The sequence below is a fragment of the Kangiella profundi genome, from assembly GCF_002838765.1.
Taxonomy (GTDB): Bacteria; Pseudomonadota; Gammaproteobacteria; order Enterobacterales; family Kangiellaceae; genus Kangiella; species Kangiella profundi.
In genome coordinates this window covers 1,844,768-1,869,293 of the sequence record NZ_CP025120.1, presented here as the reverse complement: position 1 = coordinate 1,869,293, position 24,526 = coordinate 1,844,768, and the positions used below count along the sequence as shown (strand labels likewise).

The 24,526-nt window shown below is 44.3% G+C and carries 23 protein-coding genes; 15 read left to right on the top strand and 8 right to left on the bottom strand.

Annotated elements, in window-relative coordinates; genetic code table 11:
- Positions 1–145 precede the first annotated feature (145 nt).
- The gene (locus tag CW740_RS08735) at positions 146–385 is read left to right on the top strand and encodes a hypothetical protein (protein ID WP_106647145.1); all 240 of its coding nucleotides are present in this window, start codon (positions 146–148) and stop codon (positions 383–385) included.
- 77 nt (positions 386–462) lie between these two features.
- Here the strand turns inward: CW740_RS08735 and CW740_RS08730 are convergent, their stop codons facing one another.
- Positions 463–2,121, bottom strand: coding sequence for an amidohydrolase (locus CW740_RS08730; RefSeq protein WP_106647144.1), 1,659 nt, complete (start codon positions 2,119–2,121; stop codon positions 463–465).
- A 303-nt stretch (positions 2,122–2,424) separates the two neighbouring features.
- Here CW740_RS08730 and CW740_RS08725 point away from each other — a divergent pair, with 303 nt between their 5' ends.
- Together CW740_RS08725 and dapE are read left to right on the top strand one after the other, a co-directional pair.
- The gene (locus CW740_RS08725) at positions 2,425–4,854 is read left to right on the top strand and encodes a S8 family peptidase (RefSeq protein ID WP_106647143.1); all 2,430 of its coding nucleotides are present in this window, start codon (positions 2,425–2,427) and stop codon (positions 4,852–4,854) included.
- 167 nt (positions 4,855–5,021) lie between these two features.
- A complete protein-coding gene (gene dapE / locus CW740_RS08720; protein ID WP_106647142.1) occupies positions 5,022–6,221 on the top strand; it encodes a succinyl-diaminopimelate desuccinylase in 1,200 nt (399 codons plus the stop codon).
- A 39-nt stretch (positions 6,222–6,260) separates the two neighbouring features.
- Here dapE and CW740_RS08715 read toward each other — a convergent pair whose 3' ends face one another.
- Positions 6,261–7,958 carry a lysophospholipid acyltransferase family protein gene (locus tag CW740_RS08715; protein ID WP_106647141.1) on the bottom strand — a complete coding sequence of 566 codons (1,698 nt, stop codon included), beginning with the start codon at positions 7,956–7,958 and terminating at the stop codon, positions 6,261–6,263.
- Between the two features lie 286 nt (positions 7,959–8,244).
- Between CW740_RS08715 and aspS the strand changes: the two genes are divergently transcribed.
- The 5 genes from aspS (at position 8,245) to CW740_RS08690 (ending at position 14,245) form a co-directional block, all read left to right on the top strand.
- Positions 8,245–10,005: an aspartate--tRNA ligase gene (gene aspS / locus CW740_RS08710; RefSeq protein WP_157826427.1), complete on the top strand. Its 1,761-nt coding sequence runs from the start codon at positions 8,245–8,247 to the stop codon at positions 10,003–10,005.
- Between the two features lie 578 nt (positions 10,006–10,583).
- Complete coding sequence (locus CW740_RS08705) at positions 10,584–11,327, top strand: YebC/PmpR family DNA-binding transcriptional regulator (protein ID WP_106647139.1); 744 nt, start codon at positions 10,584–10,586, stop codon at positions 11,325–11,327.
- Between the two features lie 298 nt (positions 11,328–11,625).
- Positions 11,626–12,156 carry a crossover junction endodeoxyribonuclease RuvC gene (ruvC, locus tag CW740_RS08700; protein WP_018624389.1) on the top strand — a complete coding sequence of 177 codons (531 nt, stop codon included), beginning with the start codon at positions 11,626–11,628 and terminating at the stop codon, positions 12,154–12,156.
- Entirely contained in the window at positions 12,153–12,770 is a 618-nt protein-coding gene (ruvA, locus tag CW740_RS08695; RefSeq protein WP_106647138.1) for a Holliday junction branch migration protein RuvA, read from the top strand. The genes ruvC and ruvA overlap by 4 nt, the downstream gene beginning before the upstream one ends.
- A 5-nt stretch (positions 12,771–12,775) precedes the next feature.
- Complete coding sequence (locus CW740_RS08690) at positions 12,776–14,245, top strand: tetratricopeptide repeat protein (protein WP_106647137.1); 1,470 nt, start codon at positions 12,776–12,778, stop codon at positions 14,243–14,245.
- An 11-nt stretch (positions 14,246–14,256) separates the two neighbouring features.
- Here CW740_RS08690 and CW740_RS08685 read toward each other — a convergent pair whose 3' ends face one another.
- Entirely contained in the window at positions 14,257–15,288 is a 1,032-nt protein-coding gene (locus CW740_RS08685; protein WP_106647136.1) for a sensor domain-containing diguanylate cyclase, read from the bottom strand.
- A gap of 165 nt (positions 15,289–15,453) precedes the next feature.
- Here CW740_RS08685 and CW740_RS08680 point away from each other — a divergent pair, with 165 nt between their 5' ends.
- Positions 15,454–15,963, top strand: coding sequence for a hypothetical protein (locus CW740_RS08680; RefSeq protein ID WP_106647135.1), 510 nt, complete (start codon positions 15,454–15,456; stop codon positions 15,961–15,963).
- Here the strand turns inward: CW740_RS08680 and CW740_RS08675 are convergent.
- The 5 genes from CW740_RS08675 to CW740_RS08655 all read right to left on the bottom strand — a co-directional run bounded on the left by CW740_RS08675 (position 15,947) and on the right by CW740_RS08655 (position 18,487).
- Positions 15,947–16,453, bottom strand: a complete 507-nt coding sequence (locus CW740_RS08675; protein ID WP_106647134.1) for a hypothetical protein — start codon at positions 16,451–16,453, stop codon at positions 15,947–15,949. The genes CW740_RS08680 and CW740_RS08675 overlap by 17 nt on opposite strands.
- A 125-nt stretch (positions 16,454–16,578) precedes the next feature.
- Positions 16,579–16,833, bottom strand: coding sequence for an RNA recognition motif domain-containing protein (locus tag CW740_RS08670; RefSeq protein WP_106647133.1), 255 nt, complete (start codon positions 16,831–16,833; stop codon positions 16,579–16,581).
- Between the two features lie 142 nt (positions 16,834–16,975).
- Complete coding sequence (locus CW740_RS08665; protein ID WP_106647132.1) at positions 16,976–17,245, bottom strand: hypothetical protein; 270 nt, start codon at positions 17,243–17,245, stop codon at positions 16,976–16,978.
- Between the two features lie 38 nt (positions 17,246–17,283).
- Positions 17,284–17,970 carry a hypothetical protein gene (locus tag CW740_RS08660; RefSeq protein ID WP_227523827.1) on the bottom strand — a complete coding sequence of 229 codons (687 nt, stop codon included), beginning with the start codon at positions 17,968–17,970 and terminating at the stop codon, positions 17,284–17,286.
- A gap of 46 nt (positions 17,971–18,016) precedes the next feature.
- Entirely contained in the window at positions 18,017–18,487 is a 471-nt protein-coding gene (locus CW740_RS08655) for a hypothetical protein (RefSeq protein WP_227523826.1), read from the bottom strand.
- Between the two features lie 340 nt (positions 18,488–18,827).
- Between CW740_RS08655 and CW740_RS08650 the strand changes: the two genes are divergently transcribed.
- From CW740_RS08650 to tolA, 6 genes are all read left to right on the top strand, one after another.
- Positions 18,828–20,783, top strand: coding sequence for an ATP-binding cassette domain-containing protein (locus CW740_RS08650; RefSeq protein ID WP_106647130.1), 1,956 nt, complete (start codon positions 18,828–18,830; stop codon positions 20,781–20,783).
- A gap of 110 nt (positions 20,784–20,893) precedes the next feature.
- On the top strand, positions 20,894–21,913 hold the full coding sequence (gene ruvB / locus CW740_RS08645) for a Holliday junction branch migration DNA helicase RuvB (protein WP_106647129.1): 1,020 nt from the start codon (positions 20,894–20,896) through the stop codon (positions 21,911–21,913).
- A gap of 106 nt (positions 21,914–22,019) precedes the next feature.
- A complete protein-coding gene (gene ybgC, locus CW740_RS08640; protein WP_106647128.1) occupies positions 22,020–22,439 on the top strand; it encodes a tol-pal system-associated acyl-CoA thioesterase in 420 nt (139 codons plus the stop codon).
- Positions 22,426–23,139 carry a protein TolQ gene (gene tolQ, locus CW740_RS08635; protein WP_106647127.1) on the top strand — a complete coding sequence of 238 codons (714 nt, stop codon included), beginning with the start codon at positions 22,426–22,428 and terminating at the stop codon, positions 23,137–23,139. The genes ybgC and tolQ overlap by 14 nt, the downstream gene beginning before the upstream one ends.
- Before the next feature lie 8 nt (positions 23,140–23,147).
- On the top strand, positions 23,148–23,576 hold the full coding sequence (gene tolR, locus CW740_RS08630; protein WP_106647126.1) for a protein TolR: 429 nt from the start codon (positions 23,148–23,150) through the stop codon (positions 23,574–23,576).
- A 20-nt stretch (positions 23,577–23,596) separates the two neighbouring features.
- Positions 23,597–24,508 carry a cell envelope integrity protein TolA gene (gene tolA / locus CW740_RS08625; protein WP_106647125.1) on the top strand — a complete coding sequence of 304 codons (912 nt, stop codon included), beginning with the start codon at positions 23,597–23,599 and terminating at the stop codon, positions 24,506–24,508.
- Positions 24,509–24,526: the final 18 nt, after the last annotated feature.

Genomic DNA, 24,526 nt, shown 5'->3' with positions numbered 1-24,526 from the left:
GTTGTTGTGATTATCAAAGTCATAGAGGGCGCCTATTGTAGCAAGCTTTAAAGTGCCTCAAAAGCGCCTTTGATAGATAAAGTGAATTGCGAATTGGTTAAAAAACGTACTATTATGGTGGTGAGTCTTTTACTTGGAGGCTTTTATGAAAATACTACCTTTAGCTCTAGCCGCGACTGCTTTTGCAGTATTGGCTACAGGGTGCAATTCTACCTCTTCTCGCTACGCTGCATCTTCCGATGATGATGAGTATGTCTATGTTATCGACTGGGAGAGGGTGTATCTGGTTGAAAAGGCTGCGCGCGAAGGCAATGCTAATGTGGATACTGTTTGGATTAACTATCCAAAGAAACGCGTTAAGAAGAGTGAGTTAGCCAGTAATTAAACATTTCTGGCTTGGTTAAATATCAATTGCGTGAGCTTCCTGCTCACGCAAGGTGTTATTTTACGCAAATTTATTATTTAGTTGAGGCGTTTACCGCCAACCCAGGTTTGCAGAACCTGCACATCATCAAGCTGTACAGCTTCAACACTAAAAATATCCTTATCAACAATAATAAAATCTGCTTTCTTTCCTGCTTCAAGACTGCCAATGTCATTTTCCCAGAAGCCAGAATAGGCTGCATCAATAGTAAAGGCTTTGAGGGTTTCAGCTCGATTGAGTTTTTCTCCAGGTAGCCAGCCGCCCTCAGGTTGATTATCGCTGTTCTGACGAGTCACGGCTGCGTGAATACCTAAGAAAGGGTTGGCCAGCTCAACCGGGAAGTCTGAACCCGCTGCAATCAGCACATTATGTTCGCGCATCTTGCGCCATGCATAGGCACCTTTTAATCTTTCATCTCCAAGACGGTCACCGGCCATATTCATATCACTGGTGGCATGAGTAGGCTGCATAGAAGCGATAATATTTAATTCAGCAAAGCGTGGAATATCTTCGAGTGAAACTACCTGAGCATGTTCAATACGATGGCGTAGCACATCAGCAGATTGCTCTTCAGGTAGCTTAGCGAAAGCATCCAGCACTAAACGATTTGCTGCATCGCCAATGGCATGCACGTTGGCCTGAAAACCGTATTCTGTAATCAGCTTCAAATCTTCAGAAAGCTTTTTTTCTGTGGTTAGTAATAATCCTTTGTTATCGGGATCATCGGAATAGGGTGCTAGCAGAGCGGCACCACGACTACCAAGAGCACCGTCGCTGTATAGTTTAACTGAGCGGAATTTTAAATAAGGAAGTTCAATCTTGCCCAATTTCAGCATGGTTTCAAGGCGAGGGTCGCTGCCGCTTAGCATGCCGTATAGGCGAACTGGAATTTGCTGTTGCTTTGCCATTTCCAGCATCAGTTTATAGGTGTCAAAATCAACACCTGCATCGTGTACGGAGGTGATGCCGAGTTTGAGCATGTGATCAAAAGCAAGCTCCAGTGCTGTGCGTCGTTCCATCTGATTAAGCTCTGGAATTTGGCTTTCCACCAGGTCCATAGCTGCATCAATCAAAACGCCTGTTGGTTCACCTTGTTCATCCCGAATGATTTTGCCACCGGCAGGATCAGTAGTGTCTTTAGTAATGCCAGCAAGTTCTAACGCTCTGCTGTTTGCCCAACCCGCATGACCATCAATACGGCTTAGCCACACTGGACGGTCACTGATAAAGCGATCCAGCATTTGCTTGGTCGGGAATTCTTTTTTGGCCCAAAGCACCTGATTCCAGCCACGCCCCTGAATCCAGCGTAATTCGGAATTGGCTTTGGCATATTCTTCGATGGTTTGCAGAGTTTGCTTTAGTGAATCAATACCGCGCAAATCAACACGCATTAAATTCAGACCAAGCCCTAGCACATGACCGTGGGCATCGGTGAGACCGGGCAACAGTGTTGCACCTTTCCCATCAATCGAGATGCTGGCCTTTGCCTGCTTTGCTAGCTCATCGTGAGAGCCGTAAGCGATAACCGTATCGTTTTCGAATAACAGGCTGTCGAACTCGATCAGCTCGCCATCAGCAAAGGTATAGCCCTTAACGTTATGGATAAGTGTTGGCAAAGCCTTAGCTTGAAGAGATAACAGGGCAAGGCAAATGGTAAGAATGATTTTTTTCACTGTGAGACTCCAAAGTTTTTTCATAATGTAACGGAAGTCAGTTTGAAGGGAAAGTTTCCATAGTGTTAATGGTTTTTTTAGAGTATCAATACGTCATGATTTTAATGCAGGAATGACTTGTAAGATTATGATTTCAATGCGTTTTTGCATTAATTCGGATATTGAAATGTAATATTTTAATTGGGTGTTCGTTAAGTTGTTGATACTGAGTTTGTGGCATTTGATTTTTTGCAAAAATGAAGAATATAGTGAAAGGCTAGCTCATGTAAATGCTATAGGAATTAGCCATTGAGCCGATGGAGTTCATACAAATTAGGGAGAAGTATTATGGAAAATCCTATCAATTTACCCTCACGTCTAAATAGACTCGATATTAAGTACCCCCGAACGTTCACAATCAAGGACGTTGTGTTAAACCCAAAAGATACTGGTAAGCCACGTGAAGAATCTTTTAGTGGCTTTGTCATCGTCCGATTATCTAAAGATTTTGCAGTCGCTGACGACAGCCAATGCGACTTGATGAAGTTTGCCAAAAGTCACAATGCCAAGGGACTTTTGAAAATATTGGACAGTTATAATCTGGAAAGTAGTGTGCCAGTGATTAAAGGTACCAAGCGCAGTCGAATTCTAGAGATGGAAAAGGCTGCAATGAAATCTGAACTACCTCCGATTAACAGTCTGACTCAATATTGGCGACTGGATCTACGTGACCAACCAGAGCTTGTCAGAGAATTAATTGGCAGGCTCAATGAATTGCCGGAAGTTGATTTGGCTTATCGTGAGCTTTCGGTCAGCGACCCATTGGTTGATGCTTCCGACGACCCATACAACGGTACCCAGAATTATCAGGATGCTGCACCAGATGGTATTGATGCACGCTGGGCATGGACACAGGCAAATGGTGAAGGAGCGGGTGTTGGGTTCGTTGATTTAGAGCAGGGGTGGTTTTTAGCCCATGAAGATTATGCCGTTAAGTTGCCAACATTACTGTACGGTGATAATAGAGATGGAATTGGTGGTTATGTAGGTAACCACGGGACTGCGGTATTGGGAGAAGTTGTTGCTGAAGACAACGCACTGGGGGTAGTTGGAATAGCCCCATCCTGCACCTCGGTTAATGTAACCAGTCACTATGATGACGCAACCAGCACCGCGCTACACGTTGCTGATGCGATCATTGGGGCTTTACCTAGTATGGATGCTGGGGATGTGTTACTGCTTGAGGTTCAGCGGGGTGGTGCTATCGCAACAGAGGTTGATGATGCAGACTTTGATGCGATTCGTTTGGCGACTGCAACAGGTGTCATCGTGGTGGAGGCCGCCGGTAATGGTAGCAATAACCTCGATACTTATACTAACGGTAGTGGCGATAATATTTTGAATCGCACCAGTCCAGATTTTAGAGAGTCTGGAGCCATTATTGTTGGCGCTGCTTCTTCGGCAGTGCCACATGAGCGGTTAAACTTTTCCAGCTTTGGTACACGCGTGGATTGTTTTGCCTGGGGGCAAAATGTAACAACCTGCGGCTATGGTGCGTTGGATGATGGTGGTGGTGATAATGATAAAACCTATACCAATGCTTTCAATGGGACTAGTAGTGCTTCGCCAATTGTCGCTGGTGCGGCAGTCGTTTTGCAGGGTATGTATGAGGCTAATAGTGGAACTCGACTGTCACCTTTGCAGATGCGTGCTCTTCTTTCGGACCCGGCAACCAATACTCCACAGGGCGTTGTCACGCCAGGTAATATCGGAGTGATGCCCGACCTGAGAGGCATTATTGAGAATACGTTAGGCATTGTGCCGGATGTGTATGTACGTGATGCGGTGACAGATGATGGCTCAATACCTTTTGCAGGAGGTATCAGCGCAAGTCCTGATATTATTACCCGTAAAGCAACGGTAGCTGATCCTAACGCCAGTTTTGGTCAGGGTAGCGGTAATGAAAACAGTAATACTCTTGGCTACGAAGTGGAAAGTGGTCAGGATAATTTCATTTACGTCAGAATGAAAAATCGTGGTGGAGGGGATGCAAATAATGTCACTGCGACCATCTACTGGAGTGAAGTATCAACGCTTGTAACGCCAGACATGTGGAACCTTATAGGAACTACCAGTCCGATAAATGTACCTGCAGGTGACGTACTTCGTGTAGCCGACCCATTAACCTGGGCAAGTGCTGATATCCCGGCCACAGGCCATTATTGTTACGTGGGCATTCTGGAACACGCACAAGATCCTGCACCACCATTGCCACCTGCGACCGACTGGAATGGTTTCCGTGACTTTATTCGTAACCACAACAATGTGACCTGGCGGAACTTTAACGTTGTCGATCTTGATCCGTCAGTAGGAGCTGATCCAGAGGTATTACCGTTTATGATTGCAGGAGCTCCGGATAAAGCACGCATTTTTAACCTGGAGATTTTGCAGTCATTAGCAAAAGGTAACCAAGTGTGGCTGGAAGTGCCTATGGAGCTTGGAAAAGCATTCCTTGAAGGTCGTCAGTTAAAGTATGAGATTGATCGTGAGAAAAAAGTGGTACGGATGTTATTGCCATCTATTCCGCGATTATTGATCCCTGAGGTGAGATTGAACCAACGTGGCCGCTATCGTTGCCACTTTATTATCAAAGGGGTTAAAAAGAACGTTGAAGAAGGAAATAAGTTAGCAATTCGTCAAATCTATGATGAGCAGGAAATGGGTCGAGTGTCCTGGGTATTCCATGATCGTAGACTTGATGAAAAACCTTGTGATTAAGAGTATTTACCTTTGCAAGCGGCAACCCGTCAGGTTGCCGTTTTTTTTAGCCCGATTTGCCCTACGAATATTAACAGCAAACTTGGATTAGCAAATAGTTCATAAAAATGACCCCATCCTGTCAACTTCATAGGATAAAAATGGGAGTGATAAAAAAGAGGTGAATTATGCTAAAGCAAGCAACAGTTATAAAAGATCCAGTGACCAATGAACACAGTAAGATCGAACTCAATTACCAGTCCATCATGCTGGAGCTAGCGCAAAATCTTATTCGTAAGCCATCGATTACTCCTTCTGATCAAGGATGTTGTGATCTGATTGGTGAGCGCTTGCAGGCTATTGGTTTCAAGTTGGAGTTCATGAACAAGAACCAGGTATCGAATCTCTGGGCAAAAAAAGGCGATGGCCATCCGGTGGTGGTATTTGCAGGGCATACCGATGTGGTTCCACCAGGGCAAAATGCCAAGTGGGAGACTCCAGCATTTATTCCGGTTATAAATGACGGCTTTTTGTATGGTCGAGGTGCGTCTGATATGAAAGGTAGTCTGGCCGCCATGGTGATGGCTGTTGAGCAGTTTGTTGCGCTGTACCCAGAACATCAGGGCTCCATTGGCTTTATGCTGACAAGTGACGAAGAAGGTATCGCCCTTGAAGGAACCAAGCATATTGTTGATAACTTACTGGCCCGCAATGAGTTGATAGACTGTGCGATTGTTGGCGAACCAACTACTGAGAAACTGCTGGGGGATGCGATTCGGATCGGACGTCGAGGTTCAATAAATTGCAAAATCACCCTGCACGGAAAACAAGGACATGTTGGCTATCCAGAGCAATTGATCAACCCGATTCATAAATCCTCTCGTTTGATTCATAAGCTTTCCAGCAAGCGTTGGGATATGCCCAGTCGCTATTTTCCATCAACCAGTTGTCAGTTGGTCAAAGTGCATTCGGAAAGTGGTGCCATGAATGTGACGCCTACGGATTTGGCTCTATGGTTTAATTTTCGCTATTCGCCCAGAAACAGTTTTTCGAGAATTAAAGCTTATGTTGAAAAGAAAATTATCAAGTATGGATTGAAAGCGGATATTGAGTGGGATCATGAAGCTGAGCCATATCTAACCAAGCGAGGTTCATTGCGAAAATGTGTTCAGTCAGTGATTCAAAAGCAGTGTGGAGTGAAACCTAAACTAACCACTGGTGGTGGCATTTCCGATGGTCGTTTTATTAAGCAAATTGCCAGGCAGGTCATAGAGCTCGGACCCAGTAATAAAACCATTCATCAGGCCAACGAAAGAGTCTGTATTGCAGAGCTTGATCAGTTGCGTCAGTTGTACTTCAAACTATTAGAAAACCTGCTGCTTAAATAGCAGCAGGAAGAGCTGGGTTACTGAACTAAGCGAACTGGATTAATCAATATAGCGTCTACGTTTCTTATCTTTCAATTTAAGCAAGTCAATCCAGACCACACTATCAATACAGTCTCCAAAAGCAGGGTCTGAACCAAAGTCATGAAACTCGACCCCGCCATCAATACAAAGGTCACTGTACTGCTTAAAGAGTGTTGGTACACTGCATCCTAGTTTTGCCAGTTCTGCTTTTAAAACCGTGAAGGACTCCTTTTCGTCTAGATGATTAAACAGCTTTTCTAGTTTTGCTTTCTGGACTGGCTTAATGCGGTAGGCATTAAAGGAGCGCGCCAACAATAATGGTGCACCATAAAATTTCTGATAAAAATAGAGGATCAGATCTTTGGCGGGAGTCGGATAATCATTGCTCAGGCTAATTGGGCCAAAAAGATATCGCACATGAGGGTTCTCACGTAAATAGGCGCCAATGCCAAACCACAAATAATCGAGACTTCGTTTGCCCCAGTAGCGGGGTTGTACAAAGCTTCTACCAAGCTCCATGGCCATTGGAAACTTCTGTCGCAGTTGATCTTCGTAACCAAACAAGGTTTCAGAATAAAGCTCCTGATCTTCTTCGAACTGGTTGATATCAGCGATTCGATAGCTTCCGACAATTTCTAAATCCTGCTCATCCCACAGCACGATGTGCTTGTAGTAATAATCAAATTTATCGATATCACGACGATTTCCCGTGCCTTCGCCAACTGCACGGAAAGCGACTTCTCTGAGCCTGCCAATTTCACGCAATAATACTGAATCGATAGTATTTTCAAGCAGATATATTTTTTTATTATCGTGAGTCTGGCCAATCAGACGACACCGGTTGAGTTCTTCTTTAAGGAGCTGTTTCTTCTCTGGGTGCGCGATTGATTGTTCTGTCTCAAACAGTTCGCTTTTGTTTTTTTTCAATCCATAAAGATGTTCCTTGAACCGCAAAATACTATCCTTACTGGCAGGTGACATGCCACTGAATGAGGCATAAGGAATCAGCTTGCCAACTTTGATGGGTAGCGTCAGCGAGACATTTTTGAACATTTCACGAACCAGCAGCAGAGCACTGACCGGTTTGGCTATCAGCGACAAACCGTAAAAGAACTTGGAATTTTTGCCACCTACATGAACGGGTAGAACTGGTGCTTTTGCATGCTTTGCTATGCGCAGAAAGCCAGAGTGCCACTTACCATCGCGCACACCTTTGAATGAAAGGCGCGAAACTTCACCCGCCGGAAAGAAAATTACTGCCTGCTCATCGTCCAGAGCCTGGTGAATCTGTTGGATTTTGTTTCGGCTGTTCTGGCCGGTAAGGTTGTTGACGCCTAAGAAGAAGGGGCGCAGTGGTATCATTGAACCTAACAGTTCGTTAACCACGATTTTCACATCCTTGCGAACCGAATGTACTAAAGCGAGTAACGCGAGCCCGTCCAATGAGCCCAACGGGTGGTTGGCAATGATCACCACGCGCCCGGACACGGGGATATTTTCTAATGATGAATTACTGACGGAATAACTTAGTCCCAGGTGTTCATTAACCTTTTCGAGGAAGTCGCTGTGGGACAGGTGTTGGTGTTGCTCAATGAAGCGATTGATTTCCTGTTGATGAAATAATTTAGCAATCAGGTTTGATATCCCCGACTTGATACGCGGAGATTTGTCCAGTTGGGGTAGCAATTGTTCGACCAGGTTTTTGCTGTCAATCATAAGTGTTCACTCCAGGATGACTTACTTGTGATGATGGTGCTGTTTGTATGTACTTTTTCATGTTGTCTATTTTTTCAGCATAAAGTGACAGCGGCATGGCAGAGATTAGAAACTTTTATGACAGACCAGTCCTTAGTCAGATGTCGCTAACTGGGTTAAAATTGAGTAATTCAGGGGCTTCCAGCTTGCTACTCGGCAAGCTGTGGCGTACCATACTGCGTTTTTTCGGGGTTTTTCCCTTCTTCAATAATTCAGGTTTCAGGCAGAAATACCTATGACAAGCAAAATGCGAAGCCATTACTGTGGCGAACTATCAAAAAACGAAGTAAATCAATCGGTTACATTGTCAGGCTGGGTGCATCGCCGTCGTGATCTTGGAGGGCTCATTTTCCTTCAGGTGCGTGACCGCAGCGGTTTGATACAGGTAGTGATTGATCCTGACTTTAAAGAGTTGTTTGCTACCGCAGAGCAGCTTCGTAATGAGTTTGTGATTCAGGTGAAAGGGCAGGTGCGTGCTCGTCCTGAGGAAATGGTCAACAGCAACATGACCACTGGCGAGATTGAGGTGTTAGCGCAGGAGCTAACCATCCTGAATAAGGCTCAACCACCAGCAATTCCAATTGATGAGAATCTGGAAGCCTCCGAAGAACAACGCCTGAAATACCGTTACCTTGATTTGCGTCGTCCTGAAATGGCGCAGAATCTAATCTTCCGTCACAAAGTGACCAGTGCAATGCGCCGCTACATGGATGAACATGGTTTCATAGATGTAGAAACACCGATCTTGACCAAAGCCACACCAGAAGGTGCGCGTGACTACCTAGTTCCAAGCCGTGTCCATAAAGGATCATTCTACGCATTACCGCAGTCGCCACAGCTGTTTAAACAGTTGTTGATGATGTCTGGCTTTGATCGTTACTACCAAATCGTTAAATGCTTCCGTGATGAAGACTTACGCGCTGACCGTCAGCCTGAGTTCACACAGCTGGATATCGAAACTTCGTTCCTCGATCAGGAAGAAGTGATGGAGTTGATGGAAGGCCTTATCCGTCACTTATTTAAAGAGCTCAAAAATATTGAGCTACCGACTTTCCCTCGTATGAGCTATGCCGAAGCGATGGAACGTTATGGTTCGGATAAGCCAGATCTACGTACTGATATGGAACTGGTCACAGTTGATGAGCTGGTTAAAGACGTAGAGTTTAAAGTGTTCGCGGGTCCTGCCAACGACGAGCAAAGCCGTGTCGCAGCATTAAGAGTACCAGGTGGCGCACAGCTGAGCCGTAAACAGATTGACGAATACACCAATTACGTGGGCATTTATGGCGCTAAAGGTTTGGCCTGGATGAAAGTCAATGGTCAAGGTGCTGAAAACCTGCAAAGCCCTATTCTGAAATTCCTGGGCGATGAAAAAGCAATGACCATCGTTGAAAAGGTTGGAGCGCAGGAAGGTGACATTATCTTCTTTGGCTCAGACAACAAGCGTGTGGTTGCTGACGCTATGGGTGCGTTGCGACTGAAAGTTGCCGCTGACCTTGAACTGATTCGTGACGAATGGAAACCACTATGGGTTGTGGACTTCCCAATGTTTGAAGAAATTGATGGTGAAATTCATGCCTTGCACCATCCGTTTACTGCTCCAAAAGAGAACGACGCTGCAGCGGTTAAAGCTAACCCAACAGAAACCTTGTCAAAAGCTTATGACATGGTTCTAAACGGTAGCGAAGTCGGCGGTGGTTCGATTCGTATTCACAACCAGGATATGCAGGAAACCGTTTTCGATATTCTAGGTATTGACGAGACCGAACAGAAAGAAAAATTCGGCTTCTTATTGGATGCACTGAAATTTGGCTGTCCTCCACATGGTGGTTTGGCCTTCGGTCTGGATCGTTTGGTTATGTTGATGGTTGGCGCAGACTCCATTCGCGATGTCATCGCCTTCCCGAAAACAACTACAGCAAGTTGTCCGTTAACCCAGGCGCCAAGCATCGTTGAAGAAAAACAGCTGGATGAGCTGGGTATCCAAGTTAAGAAGAAAGAACAGTAATTATTATAGTTTAGCTCAAGGTTGAGAACGCTTTGAGCTAAGCAATTTCAAGAAGTTTGTAAAAGATTAAAATTTGTAAAAGAAGGATTATACCCAAGGGGCAGACCCGACAAAGCTCAAATACGGCAAATTGAAATTTTATAGCGGAGCATTAAATTAGCTCTGAAGTTACAGAAAGATAAAGTATAGGCTTGAAGATAAGAGAACGCTTTGAGCTAAACAATTTCGCGGCATAAAGTTTGAAAGAGTGAGGCGTTTATACTTTATAAATAACGAACTCGATCAAACGTAAGAAAAAATTAAAGTTTAAATGTGTAAAAGAAGGATTATACCCAAGGGGGCAGACCCGACAAAGCTCTAACGCGGCAAATTGAAATTTTATAGCGGAGCGTAAAATTTTTGCTCCAAAGTTACAGAAATATAAAGTATAGGCTTGAAGATAAGAGAACGCTTTGAGCTAAACAATTTCGCGGCATAAAGTTTGAAAGAGTGAGGCGTTTATATTTCATAAATAACGAACTCGATCAAACTTTATAACAAAGAAATTGTGACGATCAAAAGTTCGAGAGGAGTGCATAATGGCTGGTCACAGTAAATGGGCAAACATCAAACACCGCAAAGCAGCACAAGATGCTAAGCGCGGCAAAATCTTTACCAAACTGATTCGTGAGCTGGTAGTAGCTGCGAAAGAAGGTGGTGGCGATCCCAATGATAACCCAAGACTGAGAACAGCTATTGATAAAGCGCTTGGCGCTAACATGAAAAAAGATACCATCGAGAAAGCGATTGATCGGGGTACTGGTAACGCTGAGGGCGATAACTACGAAGAGCTGACTTACGAAGGTTATGGTCCAGGTGGTGTTGCGATTCTTGTTGAGTGTATGACCGACAACAAAAATCGTACCGTTGGCGAAGTACGGCATGCCTTTACCAAGCATGGTGGCAACTTGGGTACCAATGGTTCGGTAGCCTACCTGTTTGAGAAAAAAGGTCAGTTCGTTTTTGGCGATAATGTAGAAGAAGAAGCTCTTATGGAAGCCGCGCTGGAAGCAGGCGCTGAAGACTTTATTGCACACGATGATGGCTCTTTTGAAATCCTGACGACTCCTGAAGATTTTATGGATATAAAAGACACACTAGTGAAAGCAGGCTTTGAGCCAGAAAGTGCAGAAGTATCCATGCTCCCATCAACTCAGGCCGAGCTTACCGTTGATGATGGTGCCAAAGTGATTCGTCTGGTGGATCGTTTGGAAGAATTAGACGATACCCAAAACGTTTATACGAATGCGGATATACCTTCTGAGTCCTACGACCTCGTCTAGAAATGTTTATACTTGGTGAGGCTTTGTTGAAAGCACATTAAAAGCTCGTTAGGGCCTACCCCATTGGGTATTCACTTTATGTGAACGCCTCACTTTTAGTGTGCTTTCGCCACGCCTCACCTGCATCTAAATCATTTCTTATTTTTTGCTCTTTCCTACGACTTCTAGTTTGTCAGAGCCTATGGGCGCATCCCCCATTCGTAAACCATGTCACTTTCCTATCGCCTTGACCATTGCCACCAGAAAAAGTCTAATAGGCGATTGAGTATAAGAATCTATTTATCGGTTTGGAGCATTAATGCCTATTATCCTTGGAATTGACCCGGGCTCACGCCTGACTGGCTTCGGTATTATCGAAGTGGGTGGTCAGATTCCTGCCAATCGCCCTCGATACATCACGAGTGGCTGTATTCGGATAAAGGATGAAACGCTCGATTTAAAGCTTAAGCAGATTTTTGATAGTGTGTGTGAGTTGATTCAGGAGTTTAAGCCTGATGAGTTCGCCATTGAGTCTGTCTTCCTATCCAAAAATGCTGATTCTGCATTAAAGCTTGGTCAGGCTCGTGGAGCTGCTATTGTGGCTGCCAGTCATTATGCCTTGCCAGTTTCCGAGTACCCAGCCAGAAAAGTCAAACAATCGGTGGTGGGCACGGGTGGCGCTGATAAAACTCAGGTTCAGCACATGGTCAAAACATTATTAAAACTCCCAACCAGCCCACAGGCCGATGCGGCCGATGCTTTGGCGGTGGCATTATGTCATGCCAACACCACTCAGGGGCTGGCTCAGTTGAAGGGGGTTAAAACGATAACCAGAGGACGTTTACGTTGATCGGTAGAATACGCGGTACATTAATCGAAAAAATCCCTCCTTTTGTCATCATCGAAACCAGTGCCGGTGTCGGTTATGAAATTCAGGTTCCAATGACAACCTTTTATCAGCTACCAGAAGAGGGCGAGCAGGTCATCCTTTCAACTCACATGTCGATCTCAGAAAATCTACATGCGCTTTATGGTTTCATCAGTACCAAAGACCGAGCATTATTTCGTGAGCTGATTAAAGTGAATGGTGTTGGACCAAAACTGGCCCTTGGCATTCTTTCTGGCATGGAAACTGACGAATTTGTGATGACGGTGCATGATGGCAATGTGGATAGGCTTGTTAAACTGCCTGGCGTGGGTAAGAAAACCGCTGAACGTCTTTTAATCGAAATGTCTGACCGCCTAAAAGATTGGTCAATCAGCTCAGGCCTTTCAAGCAGCAAACCATCTGAAACTAGCGCTCCTGTTGGCGCAAAGACCGATGCTTCTCAAGAAGCAGTCAGTGCTTTGATTGCGTTAGGTTATAAACCTCAAATCGCCAGCAAGGCTGTAGCCCAGGTAGCCCACGATGATGCCAAGAGCGAAGAGCTAATTCGCCTGGCACTGAGACAATTAGCGGGTTAGTGCTGATGCTATTGAGATTGCTTTTAGTTTCTTTCAGTCTTTTATTATCTGCAGTGATTGCTGCCGCAGAAGAAGACATGGTTCGGCTAAAAGTCGAACAACGCTATGAGCAATTTCAAGTAAGCGACTGGTTTGCAGACTCTGGCTTAGATTCCATGCTGTCACCATTGATGGAGGTCATCGGCCAGCAAAATATTCTCGAAGATGAGCAACAGTATTATCATGCCGCGGATCTATATGATGCGGGTCATAAACAGTTAGCGTTTTACTATATGCACCATTTAGCTCACCTTGGATACAGTGTGCCGCAATTTTATCTGGGCTATATGTATAACGTTGGTGAAGTGGTTGAGCAGAATTATGAAGAGGCTGCTTATTGGTATCTGCTGGCTTCTATGAACGGTGATGCAGATGCTCAGCGTAATTTGGGCTACATGTTCTACTATGGAGAAGGGCTTGCCGTTGATTATGACGAGGCCATTTATTGGCTTAGCCAGGCGTCTTTCAATGCCGATCCTGATGCACAGTTTGAACTGGCCTATATTTACGATATGGGTGAAGTGGTTGCTGAAGACAAATTCAAAGCCATCGAACTTTATAAAATGGCATCGCGCGCAGACCATGCTAAAGCAACACATTTCCTTGGATTGTCCTATCGAGATGGTGATGGTGTTGAAACCGATTATGCTACTGCTTTTCAGTATTTTAGTCAGGCTGCAGAGTTAGGCCATACAGCAGCCATGTCGGAGCTTGGGTATTTTTATCTCAATGGCTTTGGCACTGAAGAGAATTTCGATAAAGCATTTGAATGGTTTGAAAAAGCCAAAGCACAAAATGATATCAATGCTTACTACAATATCGCCTGGATGTATGAAAATGGTGTTGGCGTGCAGCAAGATTATGAAAAAGCATTGGAGCATTATTTAGTTGCCGCCAAAGCCAGCGATCCAGATGCATTGTTTCAGGTCGGTTATTTTTATGCAGAAGGCAAAGGAACTAAACAAGATATCCGCCAGGCTGTATATTGGTATGAAAGGGCGATTAGCCATAACAGTTTGTCTGCCATGAATAATCTGGCCAATATCAACTACAACGATACAGGCCAATGGAGAGATCACGCTCAAGCACTTGAGTTATGGGAAAAGGCTGCTAATGGAGGTCATCTACTGGCACAATATAACCTTGGGGCCTATTATGAAACAGTAGAGAATCCATCTAGAGATGCGCAGAAAGCTTTCGAGTGGTACTTAAAAGCTGCCAAACAGAATGACGGAGAGTCACAGTACAAAATTGCCCAAATGTACCTATCTGGGAATGGTACTGACCCTAATTTTGAACAGTATCAGTATTGGCTGAAACAGGCTTCTGATAATAACTATCAACCAGCAAAAGATGAGCTTGGAGATGAAGGCGAGACTCTTGACCCTTCAATCTTGGAGCAAATTCGAAAGATTATGGAAGAAGCAAACAAATAATTTATTAAGTGTTATTGCCTTTCTTTTTTGCGTTCACGTTTATTGGCAAACATTCGCTTATCTGCCAGCTCAAGTAATTCATCAACTGTATTTACATCATCAGGAAATATAGAGATACCAAAACTTGCCCCAAGGTGGAATTCCTGGCCATCATCTTTCATTGGTAAGTCCAGAGATTGAATTAAGTTTTGTACAACAGCTTTGGCTGAGTCCATCCCGTTTACAGGAGATAAGGTAATCGCAAATTCATCACCCCCGAAGCGTGAAACGGTATCAGAACTTCTGATAGTTTCTGAGAACCTATTAGCCAGTGTCTTTAACGCCTTGTCGCCGATATGATGACCGTGTGTATCATTCAGGACTTTAAGGTTATCCATATCAATGGCGATAAGCGCAACTTTACTGCCATCGCGCTTGGCGTGGGCAATATTTTGATGAAGGTGGTCCATGAATAGCGCGCGATTTGGAATACCGGTTAGCTCATCACGAGTTGCTCGGCGGAATAACTCATCCTGCGCGTAGTATTGGGCATGAAACATGGTGCTTGCTACCAGCTCTGACATGTAGGCAATGATCTTTAATTCCAGGATGGAAAAGAAATTGGGTTTGTTCGATAGTACTTTTAGCACGCCGACAACTTTTTTCTGATGAAATAACGGAAAAACCACCATAGAGCGATGACCAATAGCCGCTCTTGAGATCTGATCGACTCTTTCATCATTTTCGGTATCGTTGGCAATGAGTGCCTGCTGAGTTCTAATGGCAATCGCAGACATATTGTTGGCGCTATCTCTTCTCACGCCTAGATAATGTGAGGCAATACCTGTAGCAGCCCTGATGACCATCTCACTATCCTCAATCAACTCAATCACTGCACCAGCTGCATTGGTGAGTTTTTGCGACTGTTGACAGGCTTCATTGAGAATAGCTCCAAAGTTAATGCCTAGGCGAGCGATTGAAGTTTGCGCCTGGATAATTTCTTCAAGTTTTTTATGCGAGAGCAACGTATTCTCTATCGTCGCATCATTACATTGGAACTGCATCCCTGATCCTCTGAGTAATTACACAATCGACACTTAACACTATTAAACTAAGAGAGTACCAGTGTCAAATTAGCATCTTTTAATACAAAAACAGCCTACTAATTGCATAGTAACCCATGCCACTTTAGAATTTACGATTATTGACTTCATCAAAGGAAACATAGAGTGAAATACTTCGAAAAACAACTAATTATGCCTAAAAAACTCATGTTGGCGGTGACTATCCTGCTGGTGTTTTTATCGGCATTGTTTGGTTATTCTTTCTACGAACAGGAGTTTCTCGGTAAACCTGTTCCTGAAACAGGTATCGCCGGGCATTGGGCTTTACTTATTTGTGCTGTAACTGCCTTCGTAGCTTGGTATGTTTCTAAAATTGCGATCATAACCAAGGTCGAAGAAGGTACGCTTTATGTCAGTTTGGGGAAGTTTGGCAAAACTAGAGTTGAGCTTAAAGATATAGAGTCAGTAGAAGATAAAAAAGGCAATCCTGCTGCTGAATTCCTGGGTTATGGATACAGAGTAAAGCTTAAACAGCTGGGATATGTTGGCCGCGGGAAAGAGGCTATTGAGATTAAGATTAAAGGGCAGAAACGCTCCCTTGTCATAACAACTGACAATGCCTCTTCACTAAAAGAGGCACTCCAATCGTATGTAGAGACTACTGAAAGTCTTTAGCTTCTATTTTGCCCATCTGAACAATTCCGGATGGGCCATTTTTTATGCTCCATGTGCCATAGAGCACTCTTGAAGGTAAATCTGCTTCAAGGGAGTATTCGATAGTGGTTCCGCTGTTATATTTTTTGGTGAAGGTGAATTTCTTGCCGTTCACTTTCGGGTTGATGACTTCAGCAATCTGGGCATAAAACTGCGGGTTGAGGTCAGGCTCTAAAATAATCCCCGCGACACTTTGAGGAGTCTTTTCCATCACCATTGTAAAAGTATTCGCTGGTGGCGTATCAGCAGTACGGTTGTCATAGTCATACATACCAATCCAATGACCTGTCAGAAAATCATCTGGAATACCTGAGGATGCTTGTGGCTTGGAATTACCATCCAGCATCTGCTTGAGTTTATCCTTATTGGAATCAGCCGCTGTAGCCAATCCACACATCAGTAGCAAATAGCCAAGGAAAGCCAGCTTTATTGAGCTTTTATTTAAAACCATACAACCCCCAAATAGAATCTTTAATATTTAAGATATTTTGACTCAGTCTAGCACTGGATTGGGCATAGGGAAATAATCAGTTATAGTCAGAACTTATCGCTAACTGCGATAAGCTTAGACTTGGCTTACTCGGTTTCTTTCTTATCTTCTGCTTTTTTAACACGAATTTTATTGCCATCAACATTGCGACCATTCAGGTTCTTAACTGCTGCTTTAGCTTCACCAGGTTTAGGCATTTCAACAAAGCCAAATCCTTTGGAGCCACCAGTGGCTTTATCCATAATCAAATTGCACCACTGAACGGTACCGTACTCTTCAAATAGTGCTTTAACCTGGTCTTCGGTGGTGGTGCGGGCGAGATTTCGAACTAATAATTTCATGGGATGGCAATATTGGTGTGAATGTGCTGCATCATACCATTGCAAGCCTTAGGTTTACTATAACTATAGGTTGGCATCACCTAGACGCAGGCCCAGTAAAGTGTAACTCCAGCATAACTTAACCAAACGGAAATGATATTACTTAATGGAAAATTCCGACCGCTAACTCGGCCCAAACTAATAAGAATGCAACGACAACGGTGCCGATAAGTCCTAATCGATATCTTGGATTATGGGCAAAATGAAGCACCAGCTCAATCGCCAAGCCAGCAGCAAGCAACATAATGCCAAATACCAAAAAATCGAATTTAGTCCAGATAAATTGATTACTGAATTGATTGGCGGTCGCCGCGCTCAGCATCAGAAGGGCAGCGATAATCCAGTAGGTAGTTCTTATAGTATTGGTTTTCATGTCGTAACCTATTTCATGGGGTGTTTTGGAGGGTGGCTTTATTCATCGCTTTCTTTTCGCATCATAATTGTATTAACCTCAGGATCCGTGGAGAAAGCAAGGAGTGCATGACTTTCACTTGAACTTATTGCGAGAGCATTAATCGGTAAATCCTTCGACTGGAGACTCTGAGAGTACTCAATAACTTGCTCTTTTTTTACCCCCTCAATTTTTGCCAGACACATTTTAGGAGAGCACTGCAAATTATTGAGCTGTGCTTTGCCCTGAAGATGAAACGGACTGGTGTTAAAGAAATGTTGATACTTGACCTTGGTTTCATAACTGTACTCTGGCTCATAGTAAGACTCTTCCAATTTATATAGAGCCTGGTCGAAGGCTTTAGGAGCAGACATTAATTTAAATATTTCATTCGAATCAAGGGCTCCGTTTTTTTCGAGCGAGTCTATTAATTTAACAATGTCTTGGTCGGTATTTTGAGTAGGCTCTGAATTGGTAGTCTCAACCGTTGAGTCCTTTTTAGGGGCTTCTTCTGATTCCCTGGCTGAAGGTTCAGTCGTTTCGATATCATTTTGTAATACAGATTCTTTGATTTGGCTTTGTGTAACTTCAGCTTTAATTAACACCGTATCCTTTGGGTAGGTGTAAAAATAAGCGGCTGCAAGGGTAGTAATTATTAATATTATCCAAATTTTGGTTTTCATGTATTTATCCTTATCAAAACTCATTAACTCATCCTGACATAGTCACAACTAAATGAACTATAAGTTATTTTTAGAGTGCATTTTTATCAGTTATTGGGGTTGCATCTTTGCTTCCGTCTTCTACTCTTTGCAGGATCTCTCTTGCTTCAAGAATATATTTCTCTGGTATGTCTTTTTGTGATGCATTATCTATCGTTACAGTAGTCATTGTATTCCATTCGGGTATTCTAGAATCAGTTGACTCTGCCACTCCTAAATGCACGCCTCCTCCCCAGGGCATATTAAATTTTAGGTAGTAAGTTTTACCAGGTTTTAATTGACCTTTAGCAGCTCCCCAAGAACCTTGAACGTATACCATGAAGGTATGCTCACCGGGTTCTGCCTGATATTGCAAAAGATTACTAGCACTTAGGGTTCCAATAAACTTGTCTCCGTCCCATACTTCAACTTTGGCCCCATCCCCTAAAAAAACAGCCCTTCTAACAATGTTAACAGTAGATTTATCTGGACTTGAAGTTGTTTGGAACTCAACTTCCTTCATGCTCCCTAACCCAGCACATCCAATCAAACTGATCGAAACGAAGAAGATACTAATAACTCGGAATATTGGGTTCATTTCTTACCTCTAATATACAAAATAGTAATGAATGGGTTTCTTTAGGTTGCTTTGTTTTTTCGACAAGTTTTAACGCGCCGATAGCCCTATTGTCGGCTCTGCCTAAGAGATACTGGCCGGTATTATTCGACTGTACCGATACTAGCAAAACCTTTGCATCAAAGGAAATCAAAGCTTGAGCCGATATTGGTATCTTCGCCAATTCTGATTGTACTGCTTTTGCGAACCGATATAATGGCTGCACTTTTGACCAATCACTATTTCCATGCTGTTTTTCGAGAACATGGCGCTGCGCCGTGGCAAAAAAGTCTTATTTGAGAATGCCAGTTTCATCATTAATCCTCGCGACAAGGTGGGGGTGACGGGGGCTAACGGTACGGGTAAGTCGTCGCTGTTTGCTTTGATTCGTGGTGAGCTTGAGGAAGACGCCGGGAATTTCTCGATGGCGGGTGGCATTACCATTTCTAGCGTGCGCCAGGAAACACCGTCAGTGGAAACGCCTGCATTAGAATATGTGTTGCAGGGTGATGAGGAATTGTGCGCGATTGAAGCGGAGCTGACTCGTTTGGAAGAGAAGGCTGCCAAGGGTGACCATAATGATGCTGATGGCCAGCGTGTGGCAAAACTACATCAAAAGCTAGATGAGATTAATGGTTATTCGGCACGAGCTCGTGCCGGCGCTTTAATGCATGGTCTGGGTTTTAATGCCGAGCAGGAGCAATTGCCGGTGTCGAGCTTTTCTGGTGGCTGGCGGATGCGACTTAATTTGGCTCAGGCGCTGATGTGTCGCTCAAACCTGTTGTTGCTGGATGAGCCAACGAACCACCTGGACATGGAAGCGGTAATCTGGCTGGAAAACTGGCTCAAGGCCTATCAGGGCGCAGTCTTGCTGATTTCTCATGACCGTGACTTTCTTGACCGCACCATTAATCGAATTGCCCATATCGAGCAGGAAAAAGTCACTCTATACAGTGGTAATTACTCTGACTTTGAAATTCAACGTGCTGAGCAGCTGGCTCAACAGCAGGCGCAATTCGAACGTCAACAGAAAGAAATTTCACACATGCAATCCTTCGTTGATCGTTTTAAAGCTAAGGCCTCGAAGGCCAAGCAGGCGCAGAGCCGCTTAAAGGCTTTAGAACGAATGGAGAAGATTGCTCCAGCACATGTTGATTCACCGTTTCATTTTGAGTTCCCTGAGCTGGGTCATTTGCCGAGCCCTTTGCTACAACTGAAATCTGCCGACGCGGGTTATCAGATGGAAGAGGGCGTCAAAAAGGTGCTGTCCGGTGTTGGCTTTTCTTTGATGCCGGGCGATCGGATTGGTCTGCTGGGTAAAAATGGTGCCGGTAAATCGACTCTGATTAAAGTACTCGCTGGAGAGCTGGCGTTGCTGGCGGGTGAAAAGGTTTTGGCTAAGACGCTCAAGATAGGTTACTTCGCACAGCATCAGTTGGAGCAGTTGCATCCACAAATGTCACCTTTGCAACATTTGCAACGTGATTATCCTGATGCTACTGAACAGGAATTGCGTAACTTCCTCGGTGGATTTGACTTTAATGGAGACAAGGCGCTGGAGCCGGTGGCACCATTTTCAGGTGGTGAGAAAGCACGGCTGGTATTGGCCATGCTGGTTTATTCAAAACCCAATCTCTTGCTTCTGGATGAGCCGACCAACCATTTGGATCTCGAAATGCGTCTGGCAATGACCATGGCATTCCAGAGTTTTGAGGGAGCTATGGTGCTGGTTTCACACGATCGCCACATGCTTAGAACCGTCTGTGATGACCTCTATCTGGTAGCTGATGGCAAAGTTGAGCCTTTCAAAGGTGATCTGGATGATTATGCGCGCTGGTCTCTGGAAGATACTTTGCAACAGAAAAAAGCAGGGCAAGCTCAAACTATTCAGCAAGAAGTTGCTAGCTCTGATAGCTCAGACAACGAGCTATCGCGAAAAGAACAGCGCCGCATTGACGCTGAAAAACGTAAACAGTTACAACCTCTGAAGAACAAGTTGAAAAAACTGGAACAGCAGTTAGACGACCTACAAAAGCGCAAAGCTGAGCTGGATGACGTTATGGCTGACCAGAGTCTGTATGACGAAAGCAACAAATCAAAACTGGTAGAGTTGACTGCCGAATATTCGGAAGTGACAGCCAAGTTAGAGCAAACCGAAGAAGAGTGGCTGGAGCTGCAAGATCAGCTGGAGCAGGCGATTTAATTGAATTATGACCAATTATGGAAATCGCTTATGGCGTGGTTCCATAAATTACAGACACTTGGTAGACTAGCTTCACGTTATATATCCCTAGTGCCTTTGCACGAAATGCCATGATTGAGCATGACCGCATTATTACACCATCCGAGTTTGCTGACGAAGATCAGTTTGATCGTGCTATTCGTCCGACGACCTTAGACGAATACGTTGGACAGGAAAAAGTCCGCGAACAGATGGAAATTTTTCTTGGCGCTGCCAAAAAGCGTCAGGAAGCTTTGGACCATGTGCTCATCTTTGGCCCCCCCGGTTTAGGTAAAACAACGCTTTCCAATATTATCGCCAATGAAATGGGTGTGGGTATTAAACACACTTCTGGCCCCGTTTTGGAAAAAGCCGGTGATCTGGCAGCTATGCTGACCAATCTTGAGCCCAATGATGTGCTCTTCATTGATGAGATTCATCGCTTAAGTCCACACGTTGAAGAAGTGCTCTATCCGGCGATGGAAGACTATCAGCTGGATATTATGATTGGCGAAGGTCCTGCGGCACGCTCGATAAAGATTGATTTACCACCTTTTACTCTGGTTGGAGCTACCACTCGTGCAGGCCTTCTGACCTCGCCGCTGCGTGATCGTTTTGGCATTGTACAAAGGCTGGAATTTTATAACTTAAAAGATTTAACCCATATTGTGATGCGCTCTGCGCGCATTCTGGAATTGCCGATTGAAGAGAAGGGCGCGCTTGAAATTGCCCGTCGCTCTCGCGGTACGCCAAGGATTGCCAATCGTCTGTTAAGACGGGTTCGAGATTATGCAGAAATTAAATCCGATGGCGTGATTACCCAGCAGATTTCTGATCGCGCGCTGGATATGCTCGATGTTGACCATAAAGGTTTCGATATGATGGATCGTAAGTTATTACTAACCATCATCGAAAAGTTTGCCGGAGGTCCTGTTGGGTTGGATACGCTGGCTGCAGCCATTGGCGAAGAGCGTGATACGATTGATGAGGTGCTGGAGCCATTTTTGATTCAGCAGGGCTTTATTCAGCGAACACCTCGTGGCCGAATTGCCACCAAGCTTGCTTATCAGCATTTTGAGATTATCCCGCAAGATCCCGACTTGTTTGATTAATTTACCCAATAAATAAGGCAAACTTGCCAATGAGCCTGCAACTTTTTCGAGATCCTATTAACACTTTTTACAAATTCAATCGTTATAATACAGAGTCGCAAAACTGATGAGTGTGCGTGAATTTATTTGGCCCGTTAGAGTCTACTACGAAGACACTGATGTGGCGGGCGTAGTGTTTTACGCCAATTATTTAAGGTTTTATGAGCGTGGTCGTACTGAATGGCTTCGTTCTTTGGGGTGGGAACAGGATATCTTAATCGACAAGGGCTTAGCTTTTGCAGTTGCTCATGTGGATGCCAAATACCTCCTACCTGCACGTTTTAATGACAAGCTTCTGATCAAAACCAGAATCGCCAGTGTTCGCAGAACCAGTGTGATTTTTGAACAGGAAATTGTCACTGACGATGAACAACAATTATTAGTGAATAAAGCAACTATACGCGTGGCTTGCGTTGATATGAAAACCATGAAACCTGCTGCCATGCCTGACTATTTAAAAGAGGAGATAGCTCGTGACTGGTGCTGAAACAACGACTGCAGTTCTATCAACATCTGACGACCCGATGTCGATTGCTAATCTGTTTTTACATGCCAGTATTCCGGTACAGGCCATTATGGTTCTGTTGTTATTAATATCGGTTATTTCCTGGGCAATGATTTTCCAGCGCTCAAGCGTCCTGAATAGCGCCGCCCGAGAAAGTAAAAAATTCGAAGATCGTTTCTGGTCTGGCATTGATCTCAGCAAGCTATCCACTGACTTATCACAGCGTCAAAAGCCGGTATCCGGTCTGGAATCGTTATTTCAGGCGGGTTACCGTGAGTTTATGCGCTTGCGCCAGCAAAGTGGCGTCAGCCCAGAAGCTGTGATGGACGGAACTCATAGAGCCATGCGCGTAGCTCATAGCCGTGAGGTTGAAAAGCTTGAGCGCAACTTGGCGTTTTTGGCAACCGTTGGTTCGGTTACACCTTATATCGGTCTATTTGGTACTGTGTGGGGCATCATGAACTCTTTTATCGCCTTGGGTTCGGTCAAGCAGGCCACGTTGGCAATGGTTGCGCCAGGTATTGCGGAAGCTTTGATTGCAACGGCAATGGGCTTGTTTGCAGCAATTCCTGCGGTTATTGCTTACAACCGTTTTACTAACCGTTTGCAGCGTATTGAAACTCAGTATGAGAACTTCCTTGAGGAATTCTCGGGCGTATTACACCGTAAAGCGCACAGCTAGGAGTCATTATGAGTCAATTGGTTCGAAGAGAACGTCGACGTCCTAATGCTGAAATTAACGTCGTACCTTATATTGATGTAATGCTGGTGTTGTTGGTTATTTTCATGATTACTGCACCCCTGATAACAGCAGGTATTGATGTTGAGTTACCTAGTGCTCATGCAGAGCCAATTTCGCCAGATGAAACAACGCCATTTGTAGTTGGAGTCAAGGCAGACGAATCTTTTCACATGGATATTGGCTCAAGACAGTTTCGTGACATGACTCTTGAGGAGTTGATGAGTGTAATTGCCAAAGAACAGCAAAACTATCCTAACTCACCGATCATGATAAAAGGTGATAGGAATGTGCCTTACGGAACTATTGTTGAGCTTATGGATCAATTAAGACAACAGTTTGGTGTCGAGAATGTTGGCTTAATGACCAATCCACTTTAATGTCGAACAGGTATTGATTCGTGTCAGACAAAAAAAACATAGTACCAATAGTACTTTCCATTGCGGTTCATGTAATCGTCATTGGATTGTTGTTATTTAATTTTGCCTGGGATGATGAGGTCGACGTCAAGCATGAATATGTGGATGCGCCTATTAATGCACAGCTGGTAACTGCACCTGAGCGTCCAAAACCGGATGCCAACGCTATCAAGAAACAGCAGGAAGCTGAAAAAAAACGCAAGGAAGAAGAGCGTAAAAAACAGCTTGAAAAAGAGCAGGAACAAAAGCGACTTGAAGCTGAAAAACAGCGTCAAGAGCAGGGAAAGCTTGAACAACAAAAACAACAGAAGCTAGAAGAAGAAAAACAGAAGCAGCTAGCACTTGAACAACAGAAAAAGCTTGAGGAAGAAAAGAAGCAGAAAGAATTAGAAGAAAAGGAGCGTCAAGAAGCTGAAGAGAAGAAGCGCCTGGAAGAAGAAAAGCGCAAGAAAGAAGAAGCTGAGCGTAAGCGCAAAGAAGAAGAGGAGCGTAAACGTAAAGAAGCTGAAGCTGAGAGAAAGCGTCAGGAAGAGCTCAAAAAGCTTGAAGAAGAGATGGCTGCTCTTGATGATGAGTTCTTTGAAGCGCAGCGTGACACCGTGCGGCAAGGACAGATAATGTCTGAAGTTGAGAAGTTGACCGCATTAATTACCGCAAAAATTAAGCGTAATTGGTATCCTCCTAAGGCACCAGGTGCTTGTTCTATTCGAATTTCGATGGGGCCAGGTGGCGTAGTGCTACAAACGGAAGCTTTAGGCGGTGATTATGATTACTGTGAAACCGGTAAAGCCGCGATTACGCGTTCGTCACCTCTGCCATCATCAGATGATCCGGAAGTGATGAATGAGTTACGTGAAATGACCATTGTATTTGACCCAAGCTTTAAAGAATGAAGCTTAAGAGTAAAAGAC

Coding starts and splice junctions, on each gene's coding strand:
- CW740_RS08735 (WP_106647145.1), top strand. CDS start 146: ATGAAAATACTACCTTTAGCTCTAGCCGCGACTGCTTTTGCAGTATTG.
- CW740_RS08730 (WP_106647144.1), bottom strand. CDS start 2,121: ATGAAAAAACTTTGGAGTCTCACAGTGAAAAAAATCATTCTTACCATT.
- CW740_RS08725 (WP_106647143.1), top strand. CDS start 2,425: ATGGAAAATCCTATCAATTTACCCTCACGTCTAAATAGACTCGATATT.
- dapE (WP_106647142.1), top strand. CDS start 5,022: ATGCTAAAGCAAGCAACAGTTATAAAAGATCCAGTGACCAATGAACAC.
- CW740_RS08715 (WP_106647141.1), bottom strand. CDS start 7,958: ATGATTGACAGCAAAAACCTGGTCGAACAATTGCTACCCCAACTGGAC.
- aspS (WP_157826427.1), top strand. CDS start 8,245: ATGCGAAGCCATTACTGTGGCGAACTATCAAAAAACGAAGTAAATCAA.
- CW740_RS08705 (WP_106647139.1), top strand. CDS start 10,584: ATGGCTGGTCACAGTAAATGGGCAAACATCAAACACCGCAAAGCAGCA.
- ruvC (WP_018624389.1), top strand. CDS start 11,626: ATGCCTATTATCCTTGGAATTGACCCGGGCTCACGCCTGACTGGCTTC.
- CW740_RS08690 (WP_106647137.1), top strand. CDS start 12,776: ATGCTATTGAGATTGCTTTTAGTTTCTTTCAGTCTTTTATTATCTGCA.
- CW740_RS08685 (WP_106647136.1), bottom strand. CDS start 15,288: ATGCAGTTCCAATGTAATGATGCGACGATAGAGAATACGTTGCTCTCG.
- CW740_RS08675 (WP_106647134.1), bottom strand. CDS start 16,453: ATGGTTTTAAATAAAAGCTCAATAAAGCTGGCTTTCCTTGGCTATTTG.
- CW740_RS08670 (WP_106647133.1), bottom strand. CDS start 16,833: ATGAAATTATTAGTTCGAAATCTCGCCCGCACCACCACCGAAGACCAG.
- CW740_RS08665 (WP_106647132.1), bottom strand. CDS start 17,245: ATGAAAACCAATACTATAAGAACTACCTACTGGATTATCGCTGCCCTT.
- CW740_RS08660 (WP_227523827.1), bottom strand. CDS start 17,970: ATGAGTTTTGATAAGGATAAATACATGAAAACCAAAATTTGGATAATA.
- CW740_RS08655 (WP_227523826.1), bottom strand. CDS start 18,487: ATGAAGGAAGTTGAGTTCCAAACAACTTCAAGTCCAGATAAATCTACT.
- CW740_RS08650 (WP_106647130.1), top strand. CDS start 18,828: ATGCTGTTTTTCGAGAACATGGCGCTGCGCCGTGGCAAAAAAGTCTTA.
- ruvB (WP_106647129.1), top strand. CDS start 20,894: ATGATTGAGCATGACCGCATTATTACACCATCCGAGTTTGCTGACGAA.
- ybgC (WP_106647128.1), top strand. CDS start 22,020: ATGAGTGTGCGTGAATTTATTTGGCCCGTTAGAGTCTACTACGAAGAC.
- tolR (WP_106647126.1), top strand. CDS start 23,148: ATGAGTCAATTGGTTCGAAGAGAACGTCGACGTCCTAATGCTGAAATT.